The sequence below is a fragment of the Microbacterium sp. A20 genome, from assembly GCF_004794515.1.
Lineage (GTDB): Bacteria > Actinomycetota > Actinomycetes > Actinomycetales > Microbacteriaceae > Microbacterium.
Window position 1 is genome coordinate 31,338 of sequence record NZ_SSDF01000071.1, and the last position, 24,261, is coordinate 55,598.

The 24,261-nt window shown below is 69.0% G+C and carries 24 protein-coding genes; 16 read left to right on the forward strand and 8 right to left on the reverse strand.

The features are described 5' to 3' along the window. Positions 1 to 30: 30 nt before the first annotated feature. Complete coding sequence (locus DW298_RS07865) at positions 31 to 969, reverse strand: DMT family transporter (RefSeq protein ID WP_168429541.1); 939 nt, start codon at positions 967 to 969, stop codon at positions 31 to 33. A 169-nt stretch (positions 970 to 1,138) separates the two neighbouring features. Between DW298_RS07865 and DW298_RS07870 the strand changes: the two genes are divergently transcribed. Further along, positions 1,139 to 1,978 carry a sulfurtransferase gene (locus DW298_RS07870; protein ID WP_136041900.1) on the forward strand — a complete coding sequence of 280 codons (840 nt, stop codon included), beginning with the start codon at positions 1,139 to 1,141 and terminating at the stop codon, positions 1,976 to 1,978. On the opposite strand, the gene DW298_RS07875 is transcribed toward DW298_RS07870, so the two are convergent. Continuing rightward, on the reverse strand, positions 1,966 to 2,889 hold the full coding sequence (locus DW298_RS07875; protein WP_136041901.1) for a hypothetical protein: 924 nt from the start codon (positions 2,887 to 2,889) through the stop codon (positions 1,966 to 1,968). The two genes, DW298_RS07870 and DW298_RS07875, sit on opposite strands and share 13 nt — an antisense overlap. 304 nt (positions 2,890 to 3,193) lie before the next feature. Here DW298_RS07875 and DW298_RS07880 point away from each other — a divergent pair, with 304 nt between their 5' ends. From DW298_RS07880 to DW298_RS07895, 4 genes are all read left to right on the forward strand, one after another. Beyond that, entirely contained in the window at positions 3,194 to 3,844 is a 651-nt protein-coding gene (locus tag DW298_RS07880; protein ID WP_136041902.1) for an acyl-CoA synthetase, read from the forward strand. Further along, complete coding sequence (locus DW298_RS07885; RefSeq protein ID WP_136041903.1) at positions 3,841 to 4,212, forward strand: hypothetical protein; 372 nt, start codon at positions 3,841 to 3,843, stop codon at positions 4,210 to 4,212. The genes DW298_RS07880 and DW298_RS07885 overlap by 4 nt, the downstream gene beginning before the upstream one ends. A 224-nt stretch (positions 4,213 to 4,436) precedes the next feature. After that, positions 4,437 to 7,640, forward strand: coding sequence for a glycoside hydrolase N-terminal domain-containing protein (locus tag DW298_RS07890; RefSeq protein WP_205820299.1), 3,204 nt, complete (start codon positions 4,437 to 4,439; stop codon positions 7,638 to 7,640). 103 nt (positions 7,641 to 7,743) lie between these two features. Next, the gene (locus DW298_RS07895) at positions 7,744 to 9,177 is read left to right on the forward strand and encodes an MFS transporter (protein ID WP_205820301.1); all 1,434 of its coding nucleotides are present in this window, start codon (positions 7,744 to 7,746) and stop codon (positions 9,175 to 9,177) included. Between the two features lie 392 nt (positions 9,178 to 9,569). On the opposite strand, the gene purB is transcribed toward DW298_RS07895, so the two are convergent. Both purB and DW298_RS07905 read right to left on the reverse strand, forming a co-directional pair. Beyond that, the gene (gene purB / locus DW298_RS07900) at positions 9,570 to 10,952 is read right to left on the reverse strand and encodes an adenylosuccinate lyase (RefSeq protein WP_136041904.1); all 1,383 of its coding nucleotides are present in this window, start codon (positions 10,950 to 10,952) and stop codon (positions 9,570 to 9,572) included. After that, the gene (locus DW298_RS07905) at positions 10,949 to 11,488 is read right to left on the reverse strand and encodes a low molecular weight protein-tyrosine-phosphatase (RefSeq protein WP_205820302.1); all 540 of its coding nucleotides are present in this window, start codon (positions 11,486 to 11,488) and stop codon (positions 10,949 to 10,951) included. Before DW298_RS07905 ends, purB begins: the two co-directional genes overlap by 4 nt. Positions 11,489 to 11,635: 147 nt before the next feature. Here DW298_RS07905 and DW298_RS07910 point away from each other — a divergent pair, with 147 nt between their 5' ends. Genes DW298_RS07910 through DW298_RS07925 form a run of 4 tightly spaced genes read left to right on the forward strand, consistent with a single transcriptional unit; the run spans position 11,636 to position 13,839 of the window. Beyond that, positions 11,636 to 11,899 (forward strand): hypothetical protein, encoded by a 264-nt coding sequence (locus tag DW298_RS07910; protein ID WP_136041905.1) that lies wholly within the window; start codon positions 11,636 to 11,638, stop codon positions 11,897 to 11,899. Beyond that, positions 11,896 to 13,185, forward strand: a complete 1,290-nt coding sequence (locus DW298_RS07915) for a hypothetical protein (protein ID WP_136041906.1) — start codon at positions 11,896 to 11,898, stop codon at positions 13,183 to 13,185. The genes DW298_RS07910 and DW298_RS07915 overlap by 4 nt, the downstream gene beginning before the upstream one ends. Before the next feature lie 37 nt (positions 13,186 to 13,222). Further along, complete coding sequence (locus DW298_RS07920) at positions 13,223 to 13,441, forward strand: type II toxin-antitoxin system VapB family antitoxin (RefSeq protein WP_136041907.1); 219 nt, start codon at positions 13,223 to 13,225, stop codon at positions 13,439 to 13,441. After that, positions 13,438 to 13,839 carry a PIN domain nuclease gene (locus DW298_RS07925; protein WP_205820303.1) on the forward strand — a complete coding sequence of 134 codons (402 nt, stop codon included), beginning with the start codon at positions 13,438 to 13,440 and terminating at the stop codon, positions 13,837 to 13,839. The genes DW298_RS07920 and DW298_RS07925 overlap by 4 nt, the downstream gene beginning before the upstream one ends. A gap of 9 nt (positions 13,840 to 13,848) precedes the next feature. Here DW298_RS07925 and DW298_RS07930 read toward each other — a convergent pair whose 3' ends face one another. The 3 genes from DW298_RS07930 to DW298_RS07940 are packed head-to-tail and all read right to left on the reverse strand — an operon-like array spanning position 13,849 to position 14,874. Continuing rightward, positions 13,849 to 14,253 (reverse strand): phage holin family protein, encoded by a 405-nt coding sequence (locus DW298_RS07930; protein ID WP_136041909.1) that lies wholly within the window; start codon positions 14,251 to 14,253, stop codon positions 13,849 to 13,851. Between the two features lie 34 nt (positions 14,254 to 14,287). Next, complete coding sequence (locus DW298_RS07935; RefSeq protein WP_136041910.1) at positions 14,288 to 14,671, reverse strand: type II toxin-antitoxin system death-on-curing family toxin; 384 nt, start codon at positions 14,669 to 14,671, stop codon at positions 14,288 to 14,290. Continuing rightward, positions 14,668 to 14,874 carry a ribbon-helix-helix protein, CopG family gene (locus tag DW298_RS07940; protein ID WP_136041911.1) on the reverse strand — a complete coding sequence of 69 codons (207 nt, stop codon included), beginning with the start codon at positions 14,872 to 14,874 and terminating at the stop codon, positions 14,668 to 14,670. Before DW298_RS07940 ends, DW298_RS07935 begins: the two co-directional genes overlap by 4 nt. Before the next feature lie 74 nt (positions 14,875 to 14,948). Here DW298_RS07940 and DW298_RS07945 point away from each other — a divergent pair, with 74 nt between their 5' ends. The 4 genes from DW298_RS07945 to DW298_RS07960 all read left to right on the forward strand — a co-directional run bounded on the left by DW298_RS07945 (position 14,949) and on the right by DW298_RS07960 (position 19,607). Beyond that, positions 14,949 to 16,016, forward strand: coding sequence for a histidinol-phosphate transaminase (locus DW298_RS07945; RefSeq protein ID WP_136041912.1), 1,068 nt, complete (start codon positions 14,949 to 14,951; stop codon positions 16,014 to 16,016). A gap of 105 nt (positions 16,017 to 16,121) precedes the next feature. Continuing rightward, positions 16,122 to 17,249, forward strand: a complete 1,128-nt coding sequence (locus tag DW298_RS07950; protein WP_136041913.1) for a thiamine pyrophosphate-dependent dehydrogenase E1 component subunit alpha — start codon at positions 16,122 to 16,124, stop codon at positions 17,247 to 17,249. Continuing rightward, the gene (locus DW298_RS07955; RefSeq protein WP_136041914.1) at positions 17,246 to 18,226 is read left to right on the forward strand and encodes an alpha-ketoacid dehydrogenase subunit beta; all 981 of its coding nucleotides are present in this window, start codon (positions 17,246 to 17,248) and stop codon (positions 18,224 to 18,226) included. Before DW298_RS07950 ends, DW298_RS07955 begins: the two co-directional genes overlap by 4 nt. A gap of 28 nt (positions 18,227 to 18,254) precedes the next feature. Then, complete coding sequence (locus DW298_RS07960; RefSeq protein WP_136041915.1) at positions 18,255 to 19,607, forward strand: dihydrolipoamide acetyltransferase family protein; 1,353 nt, start codon at positions 18,255 to 18,257, stop codon at positions 19,605 to 19,607. 169 nt (positions 19,608 to 19,776) lie between these two features. Here the strand turns inward: DW298_RS07960 and DW298_RS07965 are convergent, their stop codons facing one another. Then, on the reverse strand, positions 19,777 to 20,997 hold the full coding sequence (locus DW298_RS07965) for an ROK family protein (protein WP_136041916.1): 1,221 nt from the start codon (positions 20,995 to 20,997) through the stop codon (positions 19,777 to 19,779). Between the two features lie 100 nt (positions 20,998 to 21,097). On the opposite strand from DW298_RS07965, the gene DW298_RS07970 reads away from it, so the two are divergent. From DW298_RS07970 to DW298_RS07980, 3 genes are read left to right on the forward strand one after another with little or no spacing between them, the layout of a single operon-like run. Beyond that, a complete protein-coding gene (locus tag DW298_RS07970; RefSeq protein WP_136041917.1) occupies positions 21,098 to 22,441 on the forward strand; it encodes an ABC transporter substrate-binding protein in 1,344 nt (447 codons plus the stop codon). Then, positions 22,438 to 23,370, forward strand: a complete 933-nt coding sequence (locus tag DW298_RS07975) for a sugar ABC transporter permease (RefSeq protein ID WP_205820304.1) — start codon at positions 22,438 to 22,440, stop codon at positions 23,368 to 23,370. Before DW298_RS07970 ends, DW298_RS07975 begins: the two co-directional genes overlap by 4 nt. After that, the gene (locus DW298_RS07980; RefSeq protein ID WP_136041918.1) at positions 23,370 to 24,248 is read left to right on the forward strand and encodes a carbohydrate ABC transporter permease; all 879 of its coding nucleotides are present in this window, start codon (positions 23,370 to 23,372) and stop codon (positions 24,246 to 24,248) included. Before DW298_RS07975 ends, DW298_RS07980 begins: the two co-directional genes overlap by 1 nt. Positions 24,249 to 24,261 lie beyond the last annotated feature (13 nt).

A 24,261-nucleotide genomic window follows, 5' to 3' on the forward strand; every position in this document is an offset into this window, starting at 1 on the left:
TCTGACGGCCGGATCCGCCAGATCCGGCCGTCAGAACTGCGATTGGCCGTCGGAAGGTGCGGTCGTTTCGGTGCCCGCCTGCGCCGCCCGCCGCCGCCGACGAACGAGCTTCAGCTCGCTGGCCAGGATGCCGAGCACGACGAGCGCACCGCCGATGAGCGCTGTCGCGGGCAGGCGTTCTCCGGCGATACGGCCGATGACCCCTGCCCACACCGGCTCTCCGGCGTAGATGATGGTCGCGCGCGTGGGGGAGACCGACTTCTGGGCCCAGTTCATGGTCAGCTGGATCAGGCAGCTCGCCGCACCCAGCCCCACCGCGCAGCCGACCCAGATCCACGAGAACTCCGGCACGCTCTCACCCACCACCGGCATCGTGAGCAGCCCCAGCACCCCGGCGGTCAGCAGCTGGATGACGGTGATGCGGCCGAGGTCGATCTTCCCGGCGAACAGGCTGATCAGGATGATCTCGGCCGCGATGGGCAGAGTACTGATCATGGTGACGATCTCGCCCGTGCCGAGGGTGAGCGCGAAGGCGTCGGGCCCGGCGATCAGCAGCAGCCCCACGAACGCCAACCCCGCGCCCACGAAGGCCATCGCCGGCGGGCGCTTGCGGAACACGGCCCACTGCGCGAGCGGCACCAGCGGCACGTACATCGCCGTGATGAACGCCGAGGTGCTGCTGTCGATCGTCTGCAGCCCGAGCGTCTGCAGTCCGTAGCCGAGGTAGATCATGATGCCGATCGCGACGCCGGCGCCGACATCGCGCCAGCGGATGCCGCGCAGCACCCGGCGGAAGATCACCACGCTGATCAGCCCGGCGATCAGGAACCGGATGCCGACGAAGAACCAGGGCCCCGAGTGCTCCATCGCCCAGTGCACGAGCAGGAACGTGCCGCCCCACACCGCGGTGATCGCGATGAGCGCGGCCTCCTGCGGGCGGAACCGCATCCACCGAAGACGAGAGGGCATCGCTGGCCCTTTCTCGACGTTGCCGGATCGAGCATAGTCGCGCGTCGAGGTCTCGAATCGCGCAGAGGGTTCGATTCGGCCGTCGGATCGGACCATTCGCGCGATTCGAAAGTGACACCGGAAGACGGCCACGGACCGGATGCCGCTGCGGACTCGGTAGCCTCGCAGGATGAGCGACTTCGTGAGTGCATCCGAGCTGGACGACCTGCTGAGCGGAGGTGCGCCCGTGCGTGTTATCGACGTGCGGTGGCGGCTCGATCGACCCGAGGCCGGGCATGACGACTACCTGACGGGCCACATCCCCGGTGCCGTGTTCGTCTCCCTCGACACCGAGCTCGCCACGCACGGCGAACCGTCGGAGGGGCGGCATCCGCTGCCGTCGACCGCCACGCTCCAGGCCGCGGCCCGTCGCTGGGGCGTCCGGGCGGGCGACACCGTCGTGGCCTACGACGACTTCAAGGGCATCTCCGCGGCGCGCGCCTGGTGGCTGCTGCGCCAGGGCGGCGTCGATGTGCGGGTGCTCGACGGCGGCATCCGCGGTTGGCAGGCCGCGGGGTTCGAGGTCGCGACCGACGACGTGGTGCCCGAGCCGGGCGACGTCGTGCTCGACGAGATCGGCGGCGACGCGCTGTCGATCGACGAGACGGCCGCGTTCCCGCAGTCGGGCGTGCTGATCGACGCGCGAGCGGCAGACCGGTACCGCGGCGACTCGGAGCCGTACGACCCGGTCGCCGGACACATCCCCGGCGCGCGGAACCTCCCGGAGCCCGTGCACTTCGATGCTGCGGGCCGGATCCTCGACCGCGAGACGATCCTCGCGTCCTTCGCCGAGATCGGGGTGACGCCCGGCACTCCGGTCGCCGCCTACTGCGGATCCGGTGTCACGGCCGCGCACACGGCACTCGTCCTGCACGAGGTGGGCATCGACGCCCGGGTCTTCCCCGGCTCGTGGAGCCAGTGGTCCAACACGCCCGGCCGCCCGGTCGCCACGGGCGATCAGCCCGGCTGATCCTCCCGCGGGCCGTATCCCCAGTGCAGCCCGAGCGCGCCGGGGCCGAACGCGCGACGCACCAGGTGCACCGACGTCCCTCGGGTGAGTGGCACGTCGGTGACGGTGACGCCGTCCGGAGTCTCGACCCGTTCCTCGCACCAGTCCGGCACGGCATCCGGGTGGAAGCGCGTCCACACCAGCAGCTCTCTGGCCTTCTGCGCCAGGGCATGGCCGGTGTCGCGCATCGGCGGATAGTCGGGCGGATACGTCACCGACCACTCGACCATCGCGGTGTCCGGTGCGGTCAGCGGCACGTCGAGTTCGAAGAGCACCCCGTGCACCTCGCCGTCGGGGTGCGAGTATCGGGCGGTGATGCGTCCGCCCGACACCGCGCTCAGAATCGGCGCGGGGGTGCTGACGCCCGGCGTGATCTCGAGGAACGGGATGGCCGTGATCGTGCCGATCGTGGACTGCACGATGCTGCGCGTGATGCTGTAGGCGACGTTCCCGTCGGCGTCGACGTCGGTCACGGAGTGGGTGGTCAGCTCGCGCGAGGTGTCGGGGTACGACGCGCCCAGCGCGCTGAAGGCCATCATGACGGCGCGCTCGAGCTCCTCCTCATCGAGGGGGAACTGGTTCGGTCCGAGCGGACCGGTCCTGTTCGTGGGGCCGAGGTGTCGGCGCAGCGCCCCGGCGTCGAGACAGAGGAGATCCTCGATGTCGACCAGCGCGGCGAGCGACTGCGCACCTTCCGGGCGACGCGCCCCCGAACGCCAATAGCTCAGCGTCGCCATCGACACCCGGTTCCCGCGCATGTTGAGCTGCTGATGCAACCACGACAGCGTCACGTGCCTCGCGTTGATCGCGTCGCGCAGAGTCGCCGCGAAAGCATCGGAGCCGGACCTGCGTTCGTCATACTCGTAACTCATCACAGCCCCCGTCCGGTATGTGAATACCACCGTCCTAAAGTGAGCATACGACCGCACGCGCACACCTCAGGGGACCGGGTGGGCATGTGGGGTCACTTGGTCGTCATCGCAGGCAGGGTGCCCGACCCTGCGAGACCGACCTGACGCAGTGATGCCCCCCCGTGCTGCGTACGTCGTGAAGCCCGGCAATCGATCTGGGGAGATCCGCCGGGCTTCACGAATCCTCCTCGGCACGCCCGTCGGCGTCGCGGCTCCGCGCCCCCGCGTAGACTGGGAGGAACACCCCGGAGGACTCTGGACCGTCATGTCTGCCCCTGCTCGCGCATTCACCATGCGCCACGTGCAATTGCTGCGCGCGCTGTTCGCCGCCGTCGCCGCACTGATGATCACGTTCTCATCGGACCACTCCGCCCCCGTCGGCCTCTCGGTCGTCAGCGGCTTCGTCTTCACCACTGCTCTCGTCCAACTGCTCGCGGCGTGGCTGGTGCTCCCGGCGGGTTCGCGCTGGTCGTACATCCTGCTCGCCGCGCTCGGCATCGTCGCCGGCGGTGTGAGCGGCATCCCGGCCTGGCGTTCCGACGACCTGTTCTTCATCGTCGTGTCGTCCTGGGCGATCGTGAGTGGCGGCGTCGAGATCCTCGCCGGCATCCGCTCGCGTCGTACCGCTGATCCGCTGTCGCGCGACGCGATCACCGTCGGCGCGCTGGGCGTGCTGCTGGGAATCGTTTTGCTGCTGATCCCGGCCGACTTCCTCCAGGAGTACACGATCGACAAGGCCGGCACGTTCGTGCTGTCCGGCATCATCCTCGGTGTCGGCATGTTCGGCGGCTACGCGGCGATCGTCGCGGTCTTCCTCGGCATCGCCGGACTCACCCCGAAGCGGGTGGATGCCGCCGCCACGGCCACCGAATCGAACGACAGTGCCGCCCCCGCGGAGCACGGAGGAGAGCGATGAGCGACGAGAAGCCCACCCGTCGGGACATCCTGCGCCCGCTGCACCTGCTGCTGATCGCGCTGGGCTGCGGCGTCTTCGCCATGGTGGTCACGCTCGTCTCCACCGGCGCTTTCACCGCGCGTGTGAACACGGCGATCGCGAACGGCACCTACGACGGTCTGACTCCCGTCGCGCTGGGGCTCGTCGTCGGCGGAGGGGCGTTCATCGTCACGCTGCTGATCCTGGCGATGCTGATCCTCGCGGTCGACCCCGCCGACGTCACCAAGACCATCGACCGTCCGGTGCTGTACGACCCGGAGCCCGAGGGCGAGGCGCTCGAGGGGGAGACCCCCGATTCCGAGGCGCCGGGTCGTCCGGCATCCTCCTGAGCCGCTGAGCATCGGGCCCGCGCGCTCGGTTGCTCGCGCTGAACATCGGATTAAAGCATGATCCGAACCCGCTCATCGGCGGTACTTTAGGCTGCCCCTCTGGCCGATCGTCTCTAGACATCCGATGTCTGGTGTCGCACACTGGCTCCTGTCGCGTCCCGCAGCAGTGACCGGCGGGACCGCACGGCACCAGATGATCAACGATGCTCCGGAGGTTTGCTGTGATGATGGACCCCATTTCCCGCCGACAGGCTCTACAGGTGGGCGGCCTCGCCCTCCTCGCCCCGCTCGTCCCTCAGTTCCTTGCGGCTCGGCCCGCCGGCGCGAGTGGAATCTCGGCTCAGGCGCCTCTGCGCGGGGTTGCCGACCGCGCGATCCCGCGACCGCAGCTGTCGCCGTACGCGCTCTGGTACGGGACGCCGGCGACGAACTGGGAGACGCAGGCGCTCCCGATCGGCAACGCCAGACTTGGCGCGAAGCTGTTCGGCAACCCCGATGCGGAGGTCATCCAGTTCAGCGAACAGAGCCTGTGGGGCGGTGTCAACGACTACGACAACGCCCTCGCCGGACAGCCCGACGGCGCATACGACACCAGCGTCACCGGGTTCGGCTCCTTCCGCGACTTCGGAGAGGTGACGGTGGCGTTCGGCGCCCGCAGCAAGGTCTCGTCCCCCGGCGGGCCCTACGAGGTCTCGGGTGGGGAGACCGTCGAGAAGACCTTCGACGGGAACCCGTCGACCAAGTGGTGCCTGATCGCACCGCCGGCCGAGGTGATCTGGCGGGCTGACCTCGCCGAGCCAGTGGCGGTGTCGTCGTATGCGCTCACGAGTGCCAACGATGTCCCGGCACGCGACCCGCAGGACTGGCGGGTCGAAGGGTCCGCCGACGGGACGACCTGGATCACCCTCGACACCCGCGCCGAGGCGCCCTTCCCGCAGCGGCTCCTCACCAAGAGCTTCACGTTGGCCAACACCACGGCCTACGCGTACTATCGAATCGTCTTCGCGCCCAAGGCGGGAGTCAGTCACTTCCAGGTGGGTGAGATCGCTCTCGGCGGCGTCGACCTCGCGCAGGGCAGTGCGGTCTACGTCTCCTCCCCGACCGGCCATGCCGATTCCCTCGTCGGCAGCATCGACGCCGACCCGACCACCGTGTGGGCGGTTCCGGCCGCCGGATCCGGGGCGGTGTGGCAGGTCGAGCTCGGGGCGAAGCGCGTGCTCGGCGGATACGTGCTCACGAGCGCGCCGGATGCTCCGGACCAGGATCCGCGGGACTGGGTCGTCTCCGGTTCGGACGACGGCCTCGACTGGAAGACGCTCGACACCCGCTCCGGGGAGACGTTCCCGCAGCGCGGCACCGGTCGGGCCTTCTCGTTCGCGAACTCCACCGCCTTCGCGATGTACCGCATCTCGTTCTCGGCGCCGGGCGCGATCCGCATCGGTGGCATCGCCTTCACCGGGAGCGGCTTCAGTACGGCAGGGGCCAAGGCGGTCGTCGACTACCGTCGTGCGCTCGACATCGCCGACGGCACCCACAGCACGCACTTCGCGACGGCACAGGGCACCGTGCTGCGTGAGGCCTTCGCGAGTCGGGATGCCGACCTCATCGCGGTGCGGTTCACGACCGATCGGCCCGGCGCGCTCACCGCCCTGATCACGATGACCTCGAAGCAGGAAGGCGTCGCGACCGCGGTGGACGCGACCGGCCGACGGCTGAGCTTCTCCGGCACGATGGCGAACGACCTCACACATGCCGCCGTCGTGCGCATCGCGGAGACCGACGGCGAGGTGGTCGCGGCGGAGAGCGGACTGCAGATCTCCGGTGCCGCATCGATCACGCTGCTGCTCGACGCACGCACCGACTACCGGCTGAGCGCCGCCCACGGCTGGCGCGGCGCCGCCCCGCAGCCGGCGATCGAGAAGGCGCTGTCCGCGGCATCCTCCCGATCCTGGAAGAAACTCCGCTCAGCGCACGTCGAACAGGTCAAGAGCCTCATGCAGCGCGCGAAGGTCGAGTGGGGTCTGACCGACGACGCTGTGCTGGCCCTGCCGATGGACCGCCGACTGCTCCGTTACAGGAAGGGCGAGGCCGACCCGACCCTCGAGCAGACGCTGTACGCCTACGGCCGCTACCTGCTCCTCAGCTCGTCGAAGCCCGGCGGGCTGCCCGCGAATCTCCAGGGACTGTGGAACAACAGCAACCAGCCGGCGTGGGCCAGCGATTATCACACGAACATCAACATCCAGATGAACTACTGGGGGGCCGAGACCGCCGACCTCCCGGAGTCGCACGAGGCGCTCGCCGCCTTCATCCGCGAGGTGGCGGTGCCCAGCAGGATCGCCACGCGGAACGCGTTCGGGACGGATGTGCGCGGGTGGACGGCGCGGACCTCGCAGAGCATCTTCGGCGGCAACGCCTGGGAGTGGAACACGATCGCCAGCGCCTGGTATGCGCAGCACCTCTACGAGCACTGGGCGTTCACGCAGGACAAGAAGTACCTGCGCGACCTCGCTTACCCGCTCATCAAGGAGATCTGCCAGTTCTGGGAGGACCAGCTCAAGGAGCTCCCGGACGGCACACTGGTCGCACCGATGGGTTGGTCTCCCGAGCACGGCCCTCGCGAAGACGGCGTGATGCACGACCAGCAGATCATCTGGGATCTGTTCCAGAACTACCTCGAGTGCGCGGAAGCCCTCGGCGTCGACAAGAAGTACCGACGGACCGTCGCCGACATGCAGGAGCGGCTCGCGCCGAACCGGATCGGACGCTGGGGGCAGCTGCAGGAATGGCAGACCGACCGGGATGACCCGAACGACATCCACCGGCACACCTCGCATCTGTTCGCCGTGTACCCGGGGCGCCAGATCACCCCGGAGACCCCCGACTTCTCTGCAGCGGCCCTGGTCTCGCTGAAGGCGCGCTGCGGCGAGAAGGACGGGGTGCCGTTCACCGCCGCCACCGTCTCCGGCGACAGCCGTCGCTCGTGGACCTGGCCGTGGCGCGCCGGCCTCTTCGCCCGCCTCGGAGACGCCGAGCGGGCCGGGATCATGGTCCGCGGGCTGCTCACCTACAACACGCTGCAGAACCTGTGGGCGAATCATCCGCCCTTCCAATTGGACGGCAACTTCGGCATCGTCGGCGCGATCGTCGAGATGCTGGTGCAGAGTCACGGCGAAGTCATCCGTCTGCTTCCCGCGCTTCCGGCGGACTGGTCGGCGACAGGGTCGTTCGAGGGGCTCCGCGCACGCGGGGGCTACCGCGTCGACTGCGAGTGGCGCGACGGGAAGGTCGTGACCTACGACGTCGTCGCCGACCGGGCGCCGAGCATGAGCAACGTGATCGTGGTCGTGAACGGGCAGCGCCGCAAGGTGAAGCCGGGCAACCCGAAGAACGGAAAGCCGATGCGCGACCTCGGCCCGGCCGACTGAGCACGCGTCGACGACGCTGTGTCGCGGTGCCGGCGTCTTCGGGCGTCGGCACCGCTGCCCGCGGATCCGGAATAGAGCCGCGGCGGATCGGCTTGTCCCTGAAGTGACTGCCTCCGTCGACCGCGCCTCCATCGGACTCCGGTCGCCGAGAGGCCCCATCCTCGGTGCGCTGATGCTCGCGACCGGGCTGATCGCGATCGACGCGACTATCCTCGCGACCGCGGTGCCCAGCATCGTCCGCGATCTCGGCAGCTATCAGCAGTTCCCGTGGCTCTTCTCGGTGTATCTGCTGGCGCAGGCCGTGAGCGTCCCCATCTACTCGCGGTTCGCCGACACGGTCGGCCGCAAACCGATCATCCTGCTCGGCATCGCACTCTTCCTGCTCGGGTCGATCCTCTGCGGCTTCGCGTGGAGCATGCCGGCGCTGATCGTGTTCCGCATCATCCAGGGACTCGGCGCCGGCGCCGTCGCACCGATGGCCATGACGATCGTCGGTGACATCTACACGGTCGCCGAGCGCGCCAAGGTGCAGGGTTACATCGCGAGCGTGTGGGCGATCTCGTCCGTCGTCGGGCCGGCGCTCGGCGGTGTCTTCGCGCAGCTCGACGCGTGGCGCTGGATCTTCTGGGTCAACATCCCGCTGTGCCTGATCGCGGCCTGGATGCTGCAGCTCAAGTACAAGGAGCAGAAGCAGACAGAGCGCCACCGGATCGACTACGCGGGAGCCGTGCTGCTCACCGTCGGGTTGACCGGCCTGATCCTCGGGATGCTCGAGGGCGGCAATGCCTGGGCGTGGATCTCCGTGCAGAGCGCGCTGTGCTTCGGGATCGGCATCGTGGCGCTCACGCTGTTCGCGATGGTCGAGCGCCGCGTCGCGGAGCCCATCGTCGACCTCCGCCTTGCGGCCAGACCGCTGATCCTGACCACCACCCTCGTCTCGCTCGGGGTGGGGGCGCTCATGATCGGCGTCACGAGCTTCGCGCCCGCCTACCTCGAGGGCTCACTGGGCATCGCGCCGCTGCTGTCGGGCCTCGCGGTCGCGGCGTTGACGCTCGGGTGGCCGATCGCCGCAGCGAACGTCGGACGCCTGTATCTGCGCATCGGGTTCCGCCGCACCACTCTGATCGGGATGAGCATCGCCGCGGTCGCCGCGATCGTCCTCGCGTCGGTGTCGTCGTGGCCGAACCCCTGGGTGCTGTCGCTCATCGCGTTCGTCCTCGGGTTCGGACTGGGGTGGAGCGCCGCGCCGACCCTGATCGCGGCCCAGTCCTCGGTGGGCTGGGGCGAGCGCGGAGCCGTGACCGGCATGAACGCGTTCGCGCGGTCAGCGGGCAGCGCCGTGGGCGTCGCGGTGTTCGGGGCGATCTCGAACGCGGCCATCGCCCAGGGCGCCGGGCCAGACGATCCGGACACGATCATCCACGCGTCGGTCTGGGTGTTCGTCGCGGTCGCCGTGACCGCCCTGCTCACGCTGCTCGCCGCCGCGTTCATGCCGAAGGACAAGGTCGAGGACCACTCCGGAGAGCCCGCGCCCTAGCCCGCGCTCATCCTGCCCATCCCGCGCCCGTCCGTCCCGCCCCCCGTCCGTCCCGCCCCTGTCCCGCGCCGCGGTCGCCCGTCCCATGCCGCGGTCGCCGAGTGCACGGGTTCGTGTCGAGCGCACGGGGAGTTCGCGCGAATACGCCGTTCGCTCGGCAACAACCCGTGCGCTCGGCGGCTCTGCGCGATGCGAATGCCCCGAGCAGGCGCTGGTCTGCCCGCCCCGTCCGCCATCCTCGAGTGCACGGGATCGTGTCGAGTGCACGGGATCCCCGCGTGAATCGGCCGTGCACTCGGCAACAATCCGTGCACTCGGCGACCCTGCGCGGCGCGGGGCGCGGGAGTGGCGCGGGGAGGGGAGAGGGAGAGTGGGAGGGGGAGGGGGACCGGCTAGCGGGCGAGGCGCTCGGCGATACCGGTGTACGTGGCGGGGGTCAGAGCGAGGAGGCGCTGCTTCGCGGCATCGCCGATCTCGAGACCCTGCACGAACTCCGCGAGGTCTGCGGCGCCCACCCGGTGACCGCGCGTGAGCTCCTTGAGCAGCGCGTACGGGTCGGTGATCGTGGACCGACCGGCGACCACCTCGGCGCGGATGACGGTCTGGATCGCCTCGGCGAGCACCTCCCAGTTCACGTCGAGGTCGGCGAGCAGCACATCGCGCGAGAGCGAGATGGCGTTAAGGCCACGGCGCAGGTTGTCGAGCGCGAGCAGCGAGTGCCCGAACGCCACGCCGATGTTGCGCTGCGTGGTCGAGTCGGTGAGGTCGCGCTGCAGGCGGCTGGTGACGAGGGTCTGACCGAGCGAGGCGAGCAGGGCGCCCGAGATCTCGAGGTTGGCCTCGGCGTTCTCGAAACGGATCGGGTTGATCTTGTGCGGCATCGTCGACGAACCGGTGGCGCCGGCGACCGGGATCTGCGCGAAGTAGCCCAGCGAGATGTAGGTCCAGATATCGGTCGCGAGGTTGTGCAGGATGCCGCCGGCATGACGCACGCGGTCGTAGAGCTCGACCTGCCAGTCGTGCGACTCGATCTGCGTGGTGAGGATGTTGAAGCCGAGCCCGAGGCCCTCGATGTACTCGCGGGCGATGGTCGGCCAGTCGGCATCCGGGTCTGCCGCGAGGTGCGCCGACCAGGTGCCGGTCGCCCCGGAGAACTTCGCGAGGTAGTCGGATGCGGCGATCTGGCCGCGCACGCGCTCCAGGCGCCAGGCGAAGACCGCGAGCTCCTTGCCCATGGTCGAGGGCGTCGCGGGCTGGCCGTGCGTGCGGGAGAGCATCGCGGCGTCGGCGTGCTCGACCGCGAGTTCGCGCAGCTTCGCGATGACGGTGTCGAGGGCCGGCAGCCAGACCTCCTCCACGGCGCGCTTCACGGTGAGCGCGTAAGAGGCGGAGTTGATGTCCTCGCTGGTGGCGGCGAAGTGCGTGAGTTCGGCGATGCCGTCGAGCCCGAGCGTCGAGAGCCGATCGCGCACGAGGTACTCGATGGCCTTCACGTCGTGCTGGGTGACGGCTTCCTTCTCGGCGAGCCAGTCGATCTCGTCCTGCCCGAAGTCGCGGTACAGCGCACGCAGGCGGTCCTTGTCGGCATCCGACAGGGGGCTCGTCTCGAACAGCGAGCGGTCGGTGAGGGCGATCAGCCACTCCACCTCGACCTCGACCCGTGCGCGGTTGAGCCCTGCCTCGGAGAGGAAGTCGGCGAGACCGGTGACGGCGCCGCGGTAGCGACCGTCGAGGGGGCTCAGGGGCTGCGGCGGGAGCGAAGGCTGGAAAGTCAGGGGAGTCCTCCTGATGAGGCCCCGAAGGTTCGGGGCGAGCGGGGGAGACGAAGAGCAGGTTCGAGCTGGCGGAACAGGCCCTGAGTCGCGGCCTCAATCATACCGAGCACCGAATCGAACATCGCCGCCCCCGCGTAGTACGGGTCGGGGACGTCGTGCGTGGAGGCGTTCGGATCAAACGCCAAGAGGAGCGTGACCTTGCCCTCTTCATCCTCGTCGTGCGCCCACTCCCGCAGGATGCGCTCGTGGGTGCGGTCGAGGGCGACCACAAGGTCGTTGTCGGCGAAGGCCGCGGCGGTGAACTGGCGGGCCCGATGCCGCGAGCCGTCGTAGCCGCGCCGGGCGAGGGAGTCGATCGTGCGGTCGTCGGCGCGCTCGCCCAGATGCCAGTCACCGGTGCCGGCGCTGCGCGAGACGATGCGAGAGCCGAGTCCCTGCCGCTCCGCGAGGTCGCGGAAGACGACCTCGGCCATGGGAGAGCGGCAGATGTTCCCCGTGCAGACGAAGATCACGCGGAAGGGATCCGGGGATGTCACACATACATTCTGCCCGCCTCCGCCGATCGTGCACAGCGGAAGTGGTCAGGCGCGCTTCCTCTGCACACTGAAATCCGGCTTTCCTCTCTCCACCGACCGCGGGAATCCGGTCGGTCACGGTCCCGCCGAACGCAGAGGCTGAGGGTCATGTACTCCCTCGCGCACAATCACGCCATCGCCTCCGACGCCAGCTGGGTCTGGATGCTCACCAGTTCCGAGATCGGCACGGCGATCTCGCTGCTCGAAGATGTCGGAGCCATTCTCGTGTCGCTCGTCGATGCGTCGGATTGGCAGTTCGAGGGGTTCCGCGCCCTGCATGAGCGGCTGGCGCGACTGCGCGAAGACTGCGGCGCCGAGATCGGGCATCTTCAGGTGCGTCAGTGGGAGCTGAACGCCGGAGGAGCGGAATGAGCGGGGTGGAGATCGAGCACGGCGGGGTGATCGCCGTCGACACCGAGCAGCTGCGCGATGTCGGGCGCCGGATGAGGGCGGTGGCGATGCAGTGCGAGGAGGCTCGGGCCGCGATCGTCCGCGCCGGCGCGCTGCTGGCCACTGAACCCGAGGTCGCCCCACAGGTCGATATCGGCTCGTTGCATCGCAGCGGGGAAGGCGTCGGCGTGCTGCGGGCGGAGCTGGAGGACGCCTGTGCAGGCACGCTCCTGATGGCGGACGCGTTCGAGGTGGTGGAGCTCCGCGCGCAGGCCGACGCCCTCGCTCTCGCAGACGATGCAGCTGCGAAGACGATCAAGGCGCGAATCGATCGGCTCATCGACGGCGACGCGCGCGTCGGAGTGATGGCCGATTGGCTGGTGGCCGACTGGGTGGGGCGCCGCCACGGAGGTCTGCCCGAGCCGATGGGAGTCTTCGGGATGCTGCCGTCGCTGCTCCTGGCCGGCGGGTTCGCCGGCATCACCTCCCTGCTCGGGAAGGTGCCCGCCGGGACCGTCCTGAAGGGGGTGGCCGACCCGGTGCGCGTGACGCCCACCGCCACGTCGACCCCGGCCGGTGCGCCCAAGGGAGTGGCCGGCGCGCTCACGCGCATGCCGTCGACGAGTGCGCAGGTGGCGGTCGAGAAGTACACGATGGCCGACGGCGCGACCCGGTATGTGACCTACGTCAAAGGCACGCAGAACTCCGTGCCGTGGGAGGCCGGCGAGGAGGATCCGTGGGACATGAAGTCGAACCTGGAGCTCTATCAGGGGCAGCGGTCGGCGTCGTATCAGGCGACCGTCGACGCCCTGGCCGCCGCGGGCGCAGAGCCCGGAGACCGGGTGGATGTGGTCGGGTACTCGCAGGGCGGGATGATCGCGGCGCGCCTCGCGATGGAGAGCGACTACGACGTGGCGATGCAGCTGACCGCGGGAAGTCCCCAGGAGTCGTCGCTCGACGACGGCCAGACCCTCATCCAGCTCTCGCACTCGGACGACGTCGTCGCCAGACTCGCCGCGGGAGGATCGGCCGAGGGAACCGGATCGCCCGACAGCTTCACCGCGACACGAGAGGTCGACCCCCAGGACGGCCTGTACGACCTGTCGCTGCAGCCGCACGCGCTCGAGGCCTATATCGAGACCGCGCAGCTGGTAGACGCCTCCTCCGATCCGCGTGCCGAGGCGCTCGACGCCTACTGGCGGGAGCTCGGCGATGCCGTCGAGATCGAACGCACCGAATTCCATGCCGAGCGGGTGCGGGAGCAATGACCCTGGGGGTGGTGTATCGGAGGTGTATCGTGCGTGTATGGCTCGCACGAACATCGACATCGACGACGATCTCGTCCGTGAGGTCATGCGCAGATACGACCTCTCCACGAAGAAGGAGGCGGTCGATCTCGCGCTCCGCAGGCTGGTCGGCGTGCCCCTGACGAAGGACTTCCTCCTCGGTCTGAAGGGCACGGGATGGAGCGGAGACCTCGACGCGATGCGCGACGATCCGCCGTCCCCGTGGGGCGACGCGTGATCCTCGTCGACTCCTCCGCGTGGATCGCCTACCTTCGTGGCCTCGACGTGCCGGTCGTCGAGCGACTCGACGCCCTGATCGGCGCGGGCGCGGACATCGCGATCACCGAGCCGGTGATCATGGAACTGCTCGCCGGGGCTCGGCGACCGCCGGAGCTCGCGAGGGTGGAGGCGCTCGCGAACGGGTTGCCGCTCGCGCCGCTGCGCACGGTCACCGACTTCCGAGATGCGGCAGAGCTCTACCGAGCCTCGGCGGCGAACGGGCACCCTATCCGCAGCATGGTCGACTGCCTGATCGCCGCCGTCGCGATACGCCGCGACGTCCCGCTCCTGCACGCTGACAGGGACTTCGAATTCCTCGCCGAGATCAGTCCGCTCCGACTCGACGTCGAGGCGTAGTCGCCGGGCTCAGTCGCGGCGCGAGCGATTCTTCTGCGGGCGGAGGATGAAGCCGAAGATGCCGTTGATCACCGAGATGATGAGCGCAGCGAGCACGCCCCACCAGAAGTCGCCGACCGTCAGACCCCAGCCGAAGCCGCTCGTGATCCAGGCGGTCAGCCACAGCAGGAACCCGTTGATCAGGAATCCGATCAGGCCGAACGTGATGATGTAGAGCGGGAACGCGACGATCTTCACGACCGTGCCGATGATCGTGTTGACGATGGCGAAGATCGCGGCCACCGCCAGCAGCGTCAGCACGACCTGCAGGGTCTCGCCGGGCGGGAACGCCCTGATCGTGACCTGGAGGGCGGGGATCAGCGTGACGACCCAGATGGCGAACGCGTTGACGACGACACGGATGATGAAGCGCATAGTCCGACCAGTGTCGCACGGACGCCGGTGAGAGTCAGCCTGCGGCGTCGCTCACGGGAATTCGGTTCGCGCGGATGCGCTGCTCCGACTCGTCGAGATCGATCGCGCCGGAGGCCACTCCGACGACGAGATCGAACGCATCGTCGGTGGTGAAGCGGTGCTTCCAGCCGTTGATCCACAGGAACGCGACGAAGCTCGTCCACGCCGTCCGCTTGTTCCCGTCGAATAGCGGGTGGTTGCGCGCCAAGGATTCGAGGAGCGCAGCGGCCTTTCGATCGATCGTTTCGTAGGCGTCGTCGCCGAACAGTGAAGCCGCGGGTCTCGCGAGGGCCGAGGCGAGCAGGCCTGCATCCCGAACGTGAAATCCGAGCCTTTCGACGATCTGGAGACCGTCTTCCAGGGTGAGGTACTCGGTCATGCGTCTTCGAGGCGCTCGAGCAGGGCTTTGTCATTGTCGAGCACGAAGTCAACGGCGGAATCCACGAGAGCCGAGCGGCTCGTGTCATTCGCGAACCGCGTCGCCGCCTCGATGATCACCGCGTGCTTCGACATGTGCCGCGCACGCGCGATCGCCTCGAGCTGTGCATCGAGTTCGTCCGGGAGCCGCACCGTCATCGCCATACCAAAATGGTACCACCGCCGATGTCGCGTGAACAGGGCCATCCCCGCCTCCGCCCCCCTCGTAGACTCGACCCGTGACCGAGCCGATCCTGCCCCGTATCCGACCCGCCATCGCCGCCCTCGCGCCGTACCGGCAGGGCAAGCAGGCCGGACCCGACGCGTTCAAGCTCTCCAGCAACGAGAACCCGTTCGAGCCGTTGCCGTCGGTGCTCGAAGCCCTGCAGCGCACGACGCCGATCAACCGCTACCCCGACGCCACCGCCGGCCGACTGCGCGAGCGCCTCGGTGCGCGCTACGGCGTCGCCCCCGAGCAGGTGCACGTCGCCTCCGGCAGCGTCTCGATCCTCCACCAGCTGATCCTCGCGACCGCCTCGGTCGGCGACGAGGTCATCTACGCCTGGCGCTCCTTCGAGGCATACCCGAGCCTTCCGCTGGTCGCCGGTGCGACCGGGGTCCAGGTGCCGCTCACAGCCGACTCCCGCCACGACCTCGACGCGATGGCGGATGCCGTCACCGAGCGCACCCGCGCGATCATCCTCTGCACCCCGAACAATCCGACCGGGCCGATCATCACCTCGGCGGAGTTCGCTGCCTTCGTCGAACGCGTCCCGAGCGACATCCTGATCATCCTCGACGAGGCGTACGCCGAGTTCGTGACGGCGCGGGATGCCATCGACGGTCTGGCCGAGCGCGTGTTTGAGCAGCACCCGAACGTGGTGGTGCTGCGCACCTTCTCGAAGGCCTACGGTCTCGCCGGCCTCCGCATCGGCTACGCGATCGGCCACGAGAAGGTGCTCGATGCCGCACGCACCACGGGCATCCCGCTCTCGGTCACCTCGGCCGCCGAGAACGCCGCCATCGCGAGCCTCGACGCCGAGCCGGAGCTCCTCGAGCGGGTGGCCATCATCGTCGAGCGGCGCGGAAGCCTGGTGGAGGGGCTTCGCGCGCAGGGCTGGGACGTCCCGGACTCCCAGTCGAACTTCGTGTGGCTGCCGACCGGCGAGCGCACCGACGAGGTGGCTGCTGCCTTCGTCGGGAACGACCTCGTCGTGCGTCCGTTCTCGGGCGACGGCATCCGCATCTCCGTCGGCGAGGAAGCCTCCCTCGACCGCGTGCTCGAGGTCGCCGCCTCGGTTCGCTGATCCGCGCTCGCCGCGTTATTCTGCGGTTTTCTCCGGCTTCCGGGCAGTTACAAGGGGCCCCTAGGTATGCGTGACCGGGCATGCCGACGCGGGTAGCGTGAGAGCGTGACCACCCCCGAGACCCCCCTTGTGAGCGTTCTGGATGAGACCGGACGGTTCGCGCCGTCCGCCGCCGCCGAGCGATATCTTCCCCTGATCGAGGCGATCGGCGATGCGGAGCTCGAGCAGTTCTACCGCGACATGGTCGTCATCCGCGCGATCGACACCCAGGCCACAAACCTGCAGCGGCAGGGGCAGCTCGCCCTGTGGCCGCCGAGCCGTGGACAGGAGGCCGCGCAGGTCGGCTCCGGTCGTGCTGCTCGCGCGCAGGACACGATCTTCCCCTCGTACCGCGAGCACGCGGTGACCCGCATCCGCGGCGTCGACCCGATCGACATCATCAAGCTGATGCGCGGCGTCTCGCACGGCGGATGGGACCCGACCGACCCGAAGAACGGCAACACGCGTCTCTACACGCTCGTGCTCGGCTCGCAGGTGCTGCACGCCGCGGGCTACGGGATGGGGCTCGTCTTCGACGGCCGCACCGGCACCGGCGATGTCGACCGCGACGAGGCCGTGATCGTCTACTACGGCGACGGCGCGTCCAGCCAGGGCGACGTGCACGAGGCGATGGTCTTCGCCGCGAGCTACCAGGCGCCGACCGTCTTCTTCCTCCAGAACAACCACTGGGCGATCTCCGTGCCGGTGTCGACGCAGTCGCGCGTGCCGCTGGTGCAGCGCAGTGCCGGCTACGGCATCCCGAGCGTCCGGGTCGACGGCAACGACGTGCTCGCCAGCTACGCCGTCTCCCGAGTCGCGCTCGATGATGCCCGCAGCGGCAAGGGCCCCCAGGCGATCGAGGCCGTGACCTACCGACTCGGCGCGCACACCACGAGCGACGACCCGACGAAGTACCGCGGCAGCGACGAGGAGCAGTACTGGGCCGGCCGCGATCCGATCGTCCGGATGCGCGCCTTCCTCGAGGGGCGTGGAGCATCGGCGCAGCTGTTCGCCGACGTCGAAGCCGAGGCGGCGGATGCCGCGGAAGACCTTCGCGCCCGCAGCGTCGAGCTCGGACCCCCCAGCGCCGACAAGATGTTCGACCACGTGTACAGCGAACCGCATCCGCTGATCGACCAGCAGAAGGCCTGGCACGCGCAGTACGAGGCGTCCTTCGAAGGAGAAGCCCGATGACCCTCGAGACGATGCCGCTCAGCAAGGCCCTGAACGCGGGCATGCGCAAGGCGATGGAGAACGACCCGAAGGTCCTGCTCATGGGCGAGGACATCGGCAAGCTCGGCGGCGTCTTCCGCGTGACCGAGCACCTGCAGCGGGACTTCGGCGACCGCCGGGTGCTCGACACCCCGCTCGCCGAGTCCGGGATCGTCGGCACCGCGATCGGCATGGCGATGGTCGGATACCGCCCGGTCATCGAGATCCAGTTCGACGGTTTCGTGTTCCCGGCGTTCGACCAGATCACCACGCAGCTCGCGAAGCTCACCAACCGGCACGAGGGCGCGCTCAGCATGCCGATCGTGATCCGCATCCCCTACGGCGGGCACATCGGCGCGGTCGAGCACCACCAGGAGAGCCCGGAGGCGTACTTCGCGCACACTCCCGGCCTGCGCGTGGTCTCGCCGTCGACGCCCAACGACGCCTACTGGATGATCCAGGAGGCGATCGCCTCGAACGACCCCGTGATCTTCATGGAGCCGAAGAGCCGGTACTGGCAGAAGGGCGAGGTCGAGCTCGACTCCTCCGCCGTCCCGCTGCACTCCTCGCGCGTCGTCCGCACCGGGAGCGACGTGACCCTCGTCGGGCACGGGGCCATGGTCACCACGCTGCTGCAGGCGGCCGCGCTCGCCGAGGCCGAGGGCACGAGCTGTGAGGTCGTCGACGTGCGCTCGCTCTCTCCGGTCGACTACGAGCCCATCCTCGACTCCATCCGCAAGACCGGACGCATGGTCTACGCGCAGGAGGCCCAGGGCTTCGGGAGCATCGGCGGCGAGATCGCGGCCACCGTCATGGAGCGCGCGTTCTATGCGCTCGAGGCTCCGGTGCTGCGCGTCTCCGGCTACGACACCCCGTTCCCGCCGGCGAAGCTTGAGGGCGCATATCTCCCGGATGCCGACCGCATCCTCGAAGCCGTCGACCGTTCACTGGCCTACTGACATCCCCGCTCGGCCGAAAGGACTCGTCATGAGCACGCAGAACTTCAACCTCCCCGACGTCGGGGAGGGCCTGACCGAGGCGGAGATCGTCGCCTGGAAGGTCGCCCCCGGTGACACGGTCGCGATCAACGATGTGATCTGCGAGATCGAGACGGCCAAGTCGCTCGTGGAGCTGCCGTCTCCGCACGCGGGTGTCGTCGGCGAGCTGCTCGCCGCCGAAGGAGCGACGGTCGAGGTCGGGTCGCCGATCATCACCTTCGTGACGGATGCTCGTGACGACGCAGGTCCCGGGGTCGTCACCACGGCCGAGGCGCCCGCGCCGGAGGAGGGCGGCGGCTCGGTGCTCGTCGGCTACGGCACGGGTGGCGGTGCGACCTCGCGCCGCAAGCGTCCGGCCGAGCGTCCGGTCCGCTCCTCGGTGGGAGTGATCGCCAAGCCGCCGATCCGCAAGCTCGCGCGCGATCTCGGCGTCGATCTCACCGCGGTCGCCGCGACCGGGGCCGACGGCGAGGTCACTCGCGACGACGTGGTCAAGCATGCCTCGCAGGCGAGTGTCTTCCGCAACATCGAGACGCCGGAGTGGGGCGATGTCCGCGAGGAGACGGTGCCCGCGCCGCAGGCTGCTCCGGCCGGACTCGCACGCGGTCTCACCGCGACCCGTCCTTCCGCCGCCGGCGACGACCGCACCGAGTCCATCCCGGTCAAGGGTGTGCGCAAGGCCACCTCCTCGGCCATGGTGCAGAGCGCGTACTCGGCCCCGCACGTGACGGTGTGGAAGGAGGTCGACGCCAGCCGCACGATGGAGCTCGTGAAGCGACTCAAGGCCTCGCCCGACTACGCCGACATCAAGGTGTCGCCGCTGCTCATCGTGGCCCGCGCCGTGATCTGGGCGGCCCGTCGCACGCCGATGGTGAACGCCGCCTGGATCGAGACGGACGCCGGCGCCGAGATCGCCGTGCGCCACTACGTGAACCTCGGTATCGCCGCCGCCACCCCGCGCGGCCTGCTCGTGCCGAACATCAAGGACGCGCAGGACCTGAGCATGAAGGACCTGGCGCGGGCGCTGAACCGCCTGACGCTCACGGCGCGAGAGGGCAAGACGCCGCCGGCCGATCAGCAGGGCGGCACGATCACGATCACGAACATCGGCGTGTTCGGGATGGATGCCGGCACCCCGATCATCAACCCCGGCGAGGCCGGCATCGTGGCGATGGGCGCCATCAGCCAGAAGCCGTGGGTCGTCGACGGCGAGGTGCGTCCGCGCTGGGTGACCACGGTCGCCGGATCCTTCGACCATCGCGTGATCGACGGCGACGGCATGAGCCGCTTCATCGCCGACGTGGCATCCGTGCTCGAGGAGCCCGCGCTGCTGGTCGAGTGAGGGCGGAGCGTCGGACCTGAGCCGCAGCATCCGGAACGAAGGAGATCTCGCGTTCTGAAGGACCCCATCCCCAGGATGCTCCTTCACAACGCGAGATCTCCTTCGCGTTGTGCGAGGCCGGGCGGGGCGGCGAGACCGGCGGACGAGTCGCCGCGGGACTGACCCTGCGCTACGCGGTCGCGCGCAGGCGTTGCTCGGCGAGGAGCGGCACGGTGCGTTCGCGGGCGGCGCGCCGCGCGGTGGCGACCGCGCCGACAGAGACGACCTCGGCGCCGAGCGTCGAGGCGAGGATCTCGGGCGCGGGGAGGTGCAGCTCTTCCGGGAGGATGCGTCGGGCGGCGGCGAGCACGGGCTCGATGCTCTCGGCCACCGCGCCGCACACGACCACGCGTGCCGGGTCGTACATGCTGCCGAGCACGCCGACGATACGAGCGACCACTGCGCCCACGCGTTCGGCGACGAGCAGGGCGTCGGGGTCACCGGACGCGGCGAGAGTCAGCACGAGGCGCGGGTCGATGCGCTCCGCATCCACCAGGCGGCCGAGCGCGCCGTCGGCCGGAACGGCGCCGGAGGCCACAGCCGCTCGCGCCGCCTCCTGCAGGGAGTACGGCAGTCCGTTGGCGGAGCCGACTCCGACGATGTGGTCGAACACGACGCCCTCGCCCACGCCGCCGTGGGCCCCGTGGAGCACGTGCCCGTCGACGACGACCCCGCCGCCGTAGCGCTCGCTCGAGAGCAGGGCGACGTAGTCCCGGCATCCGATGGCCGCGCCGAGTGCTCCCTCGGCGACCGCGGCGAGCTGTGCATCGTTCTTGATCTCGACGACGGGTGCCCATGCGCCCAGCGCCTCGGCGAGGCCGGGGTTGGTGCGTTCCCAGAAGCCGTCGGGGTGCGGGGGTGAGATGCCGTCACGGTCGACGGGTGCCGCGACGCCGACGCACAAGGCCAGCACGCGGTCGCGGGCGACTCCCGCCTCGTCGAGTGCGGCGCCCAGGCATTCGACGATCAGCGCGCGCCGTGCGGCCGCGGACTGCGTCTGGTCGGCCGCGACGCGGTGATGAACCAGGGTCTGGTCGAGCGGATCGGCCACGGTGACCGCGATGTGGGTGTCGCCGGCGTCGATGCCGACCACGACGCCGAGGTCGGGGGAGAGCGCGAATCGGCGGGCGGGGCGCCCCGAGCGGTAGCTTCCGGCCACGCGGGCGTTCGGGAGCTCACGGAGCACCTCCGCGCCGACCAGGGTGTCGATCGCATCGATCGCGGTCGAGCGGGTCAGCGAGGTGCTCGCCATGACGTCGGTGGCGGTGAACTCGCCCGCGTCCCACGCGAAGCCGAGGATGGCGCCGACGCTCGCGCGCCCGGTGCCGAGTCCCGCGGAGACTTCTGTCACGCCCCTTGCCTTCCTGTCGCCCGAATGAGAGAGTACCGTTCATCAGAGTAAATTCGCTCACTAGATTTACTTTGCGGATCTACCCATCGAAAGGACGACGGTGTCTGTTGAACGAACACGCGCGACGCGGCTCGTAGCCGCAGCCCTCGGCGCGACGCTGGTCGGCACCGCCCTCGCGGGCTGCTCCGCCGACTCGGGGGCGGAGACCATCCGCTTCACCTTCAGCAAGCGTGAGGCGATCGAATTCATGACCGCCCTCGTCGCCGACTACAACTCCTCGCAGAGCGACGTGAAGGTCGAGATCGACACTTCGGGAGTCGACGTCGTCTCCGCCAGCTTCGTGCGCGGCAACCCGCCCGACATCATGCTGGCGAACTACAACTACGAGGTCGCGAGGTTCGTGCAGCGCTGCGCACTCACCGACCTCTCCGAGACCGACGCCGCGGCGAGCATCCGCGACGACCTGCAGCCGCTGATGGATCAGTACGGTTCGTGCGAGGGGCGGCAGAGCGCCCTGCCGTACTCGGTGATGGCCGCATCCGTCATCTACAACAAGGACATCTTCGAGGAACAGGGCCTCGAGGTCCCGCAGACCTGGGACGAGCTGCTCGCCGTCTGCGACCAGCTGAAGGCCGCGGGCATCGACCCGTTCTACGGCACCTTCAAGGACGACTGGACAGTCGGTCAGGGCTGGTACGACTACACGGCGGGAGGCTCGGTCGACGTCATCGAGTTCTTCGACGCGCTCGCCGAGGAGGGCACCGCGGTCGGACCGGATTCCGAGGTCTCGTTCGAGAAGGACTTCGCCGAGCCCATGGACCGGATGCTGCAGCTCGCGAACGACTACACGAACGCGGATGCCGCGAGCCGCGCCTACGGAGACGGGAACCTGGCCTTCGGGAAGGGCGAGGCGGCCATGTACCTGCAGGGGCCGTGGGCGTTCAGCGAGATCGCGAAGACCGCGCCCGACCTGGACCTCGGCACCTTCCCGCTCCCGATGACCGACGACCCCGCCGACCTCGAGGTACGGGTCAACATGGACCTCGCCGTGATGATCCCGGAGGAGTCGCGGCACCAGGAGGCCGCCCTCGACTTCCTCGAGTACCTGTACCTGCCCGAGCACATCGAGGAGTACAACGCCTCGCAGCTCGGCTTCACCCCGACGAAGGATGCTCCGGCTCCTGAAGACCCTCGAATCGAGGGGATGATCCCCTACTACGAGGAGGGACGGATCTATCAGGGGCCCTCCGTGCTGGTGCCCAAGACCCTCCCGATCTTCAACTACGCACAGGCGATGGTGCTCGGGGCCTCCCCGGCGGGCATCCTGCGCACCATGGACGCGGACTGGGCGCGCATCGCCTTCCGCGCCCCCATCCCTTCGACCGGCGAAACCTCGTCCGGCGACGCTTCCGCACCCGGCGAGACAGAGGAGTCCGCGCCATGACCACCACGACGGCCCCGACCGACACGACCGCGATCGTCACCGGCGGTGGCGCACGCACGCTCCGTCGGCGCAGCCGCCGGGTCGAGCCCATCTACTATCTGTTCCTGCTGCCGACCCTCGTGATCTTCACCCTCGCGATCACGGTCCCGGGTGTCATCGGCATCTTCTTCAGCTTCACCGACTCGATCGGCATCGGCGCGTGGAGCTTCAACGGCTTCACGAACTACATCGCCCTGTTCAGCGATCCGGCGATCCTGCAGAGCTACCTGTTCACGTTCGGCTTCTCGATCGCCACGGTCATCGTGGTCAACGTGATCGCGTTCCTGCTCGCGGTCGGCCTCACCTCCCGCATCCGCTTCAAGACGGGGCTGCGCACGATCTTCGTGATCCCGATGGTGATCTCGGGCATCATCATCGCGTACGTCTTCAACTTCCTCTTCTCGAACTCGATCCCCGCGGCGGGCGCGGCGGCGGGCATCCCGTGGCTGGAGACGAGCCTGCTCGCCAACCCCGACCTGGCCTGGGTGGCCATCGTGATCGTCACCGCCTGGCAGGCGGTGCCCGGCACCCTGCTCATCTACATCGCGGGACTCCTGTCGGTGCCCGGCGAGGTCTACGAGGCGGCCAGCATCGACGGTGCCAGCAGGACGCAGCAGCTGACCCGCATCACGATTCCGCTGGTCGCGGGCTACGTCGTGATCAACGTGATCCTCGGATTCAAGGGCTTCCTCAACGCGTACGACATCATCGTCGGTCTCACCAACGGCGGCCCCGGCACCTCCACCCGCAGCGTCGCGATGACGATCATCGCGGGCTTCAACGGCGGCGACTACGCCTACCAGATGGCCAACGCGACCATCTTCTTCATCGTCGCCGTGCTCATCTCCCTCCTCCAGCTGTCGCTGACGCGCGGAAGGAACGCCCTCTGATGTCGACGCAGACGATCACCACCCAGACTGCCTCCGGCAGGAAGCCGCGCACCCGCATGGAGCGCGTGAACTGGTCGGGCACGATCATCCTCATCCTGTGCGCCGTCACGGTGTTGCTGCCGCTGTACGTCACGATCTCGATGGCCTTCAAGACGACGGGGCAGGCGGTCGACGGCAATGCGTTCTCGCTTCCCGCGCCGTTCAGCATCGACGGCTTCGTGGAGGCCTGGAACCTCACGAAGTTCCCGGTCGGAGCGGGCATCTCCCTGCTGGTCACCGCCGGGACCGTGGTCGCGACCATCGTGCTCGCGGCCTTTGCGTCGTACGCGATCGTGCGCAACTGGGACCGGCGCCTGTTCCGCTACTCGTTCTTCTACCTGCTCGCGGCGATGTTCATCCCGTTCCCCGTCGTTGCCCTGCCGCAGATCCAGCTCACCGGACGCGTCGGGCTCGACAATCCGCTCGGTGTGATCATCCTGGCGACGATGTTCCAGCTCAGCTTCAGCGTGCTGCTGTTCACCGCGTTCCTGCGTTCGATCCCGATCGAGCTCGAGGAGAGCGCCCGCATCGACGGAGCCACCACGTGGCAGACGTTCTGGAGGCTGATCTTCCCGCTGCTCGCCCCGATGAGTGCGACGGTCGGCATCTTCGCATTCCTCTACGCCTGGAACGACTTCATGATGCCGTCGCTCATCATCTCCGACCCGGCGATGCAGACCCTGCCCGTGCGGCAGAACCTCTTCCAGAACCAGTTCAGCAACAACTACAACGTGGCGTTCGCCTCGTACCTGATGGCGATGGCACCCGCCATCCTGGCGTATCTGTTCACGCAGCGCTTCGTGATGGAGGGCGTCACGCAGGGCGCCGTCAAGGGCTGAGCAGCGACGCCTC

Coding starts and splice junctions, on each gene's coding strand:
- DW298_RS07865 (WP_168429541.1), bottom strand. CDS start 969: ATGCCCTCTCGTCTTCGGTGGATGCGGTTCCGCCCGCAGGAGGCCGCG.
- DW298_RS07870 (WP_136041900.1), top strand. CDS start 1,139: ATGAGCGACTTCGTGAGTGCATCCGAGCTGGACGACCTGCTGAGCGGA.
- DW298_RS07875 (WP_136041901.1), bottom strand. CDS start 2,889: ATGAGTTACGAGTATGACGAACGCAGGTCCGGCTCCGATGCTTTCGCG.
- DW298_RS07880 (WP_136041902.1), top strand. CDS start 3,194: ATGTCTGCCCCTGCTCGCGCATTCACCATGCGCCACGTGCAATTGCTG.
- DW298_RS07885 (WP_136041903.1), top strand. CDS start 3,841: ATGAGCGACGAGAAGCCCACCCGTCGGGACATCCTGCGCCCGCTGCAC.
- DW298_RS07890 (WP_205820299.1), top strand. CDS start 4,437: ATGATGGACCCCATTTCCCGCCGACAGGCTCTACAGGTGGGCGGCCTC.
- DW298_RS07910 (WP_136041905.1), top strand. CDS start 11,636: ATGTACTCCCTCGCGCACAATCACGCCATCGCCTCCGACGCCAGCTGG.
- DW298_RS07915 (WP_136041906.1), top strand. CDS start 11,896: ATGAGCGGGGTGGAGATCGAGCACGGCGGGGTGATCGCCGTCGACACC.
- DW298_RS07920 (WP_136041907.1), top strand. CDS start 13,223: ATGGCTCGCACGAACATCGACATCGACGACGATCTCGTCCGTGAGGTC.
- DW298_RS07930 (WP_136041909.1), bottom strand. CDS start 14,253: ATGCGCTTCATCATCCGTGTCGTCGTCAACGCGTTCGCCATCTGGGTC.
- DW298_RS07935 (WP_136041910.1), bottom strand. CDS start 14,671: ATGACCGAGTACCTCACCCTGGAAGACGGTCTCCAGATCGTCGAAAGG.
- DW298_RS07940 (WP_136041911.1), bottom strand. CDS start 14,874: ATGGCGATGACGGTGCGGCTCCCGGACGAACTCGATGCACAGCTCGAG.
- DW298_RS07955 (WP_136041914.1), top strand. CDS start 17,246: ATGACCCTCGAGACGATGCCGCTCAGCAAGGCCCTGAACGCGGGCATG.
- DW298_RS07960 (WP_136041915.1), top strand. CDS start 18,255: ATGAGCACGCAGAACTTCAACCTCCCCGACGTCGGGGAGGGCCTGACC.
- DW298_RS07975 (WP_205820304.1), top strand. CDS start 22,438: ATGACCACCACGACGGCCCCGACCGACACGACCGCGATCGTCACCGGC.
- DW298_RS07980 (WP_136041918.1), top strand. CDS start 23,370: ATGTCGACGCAGACGATCACCACCCAGACTGCCTCCGGCAGGAAGCCG.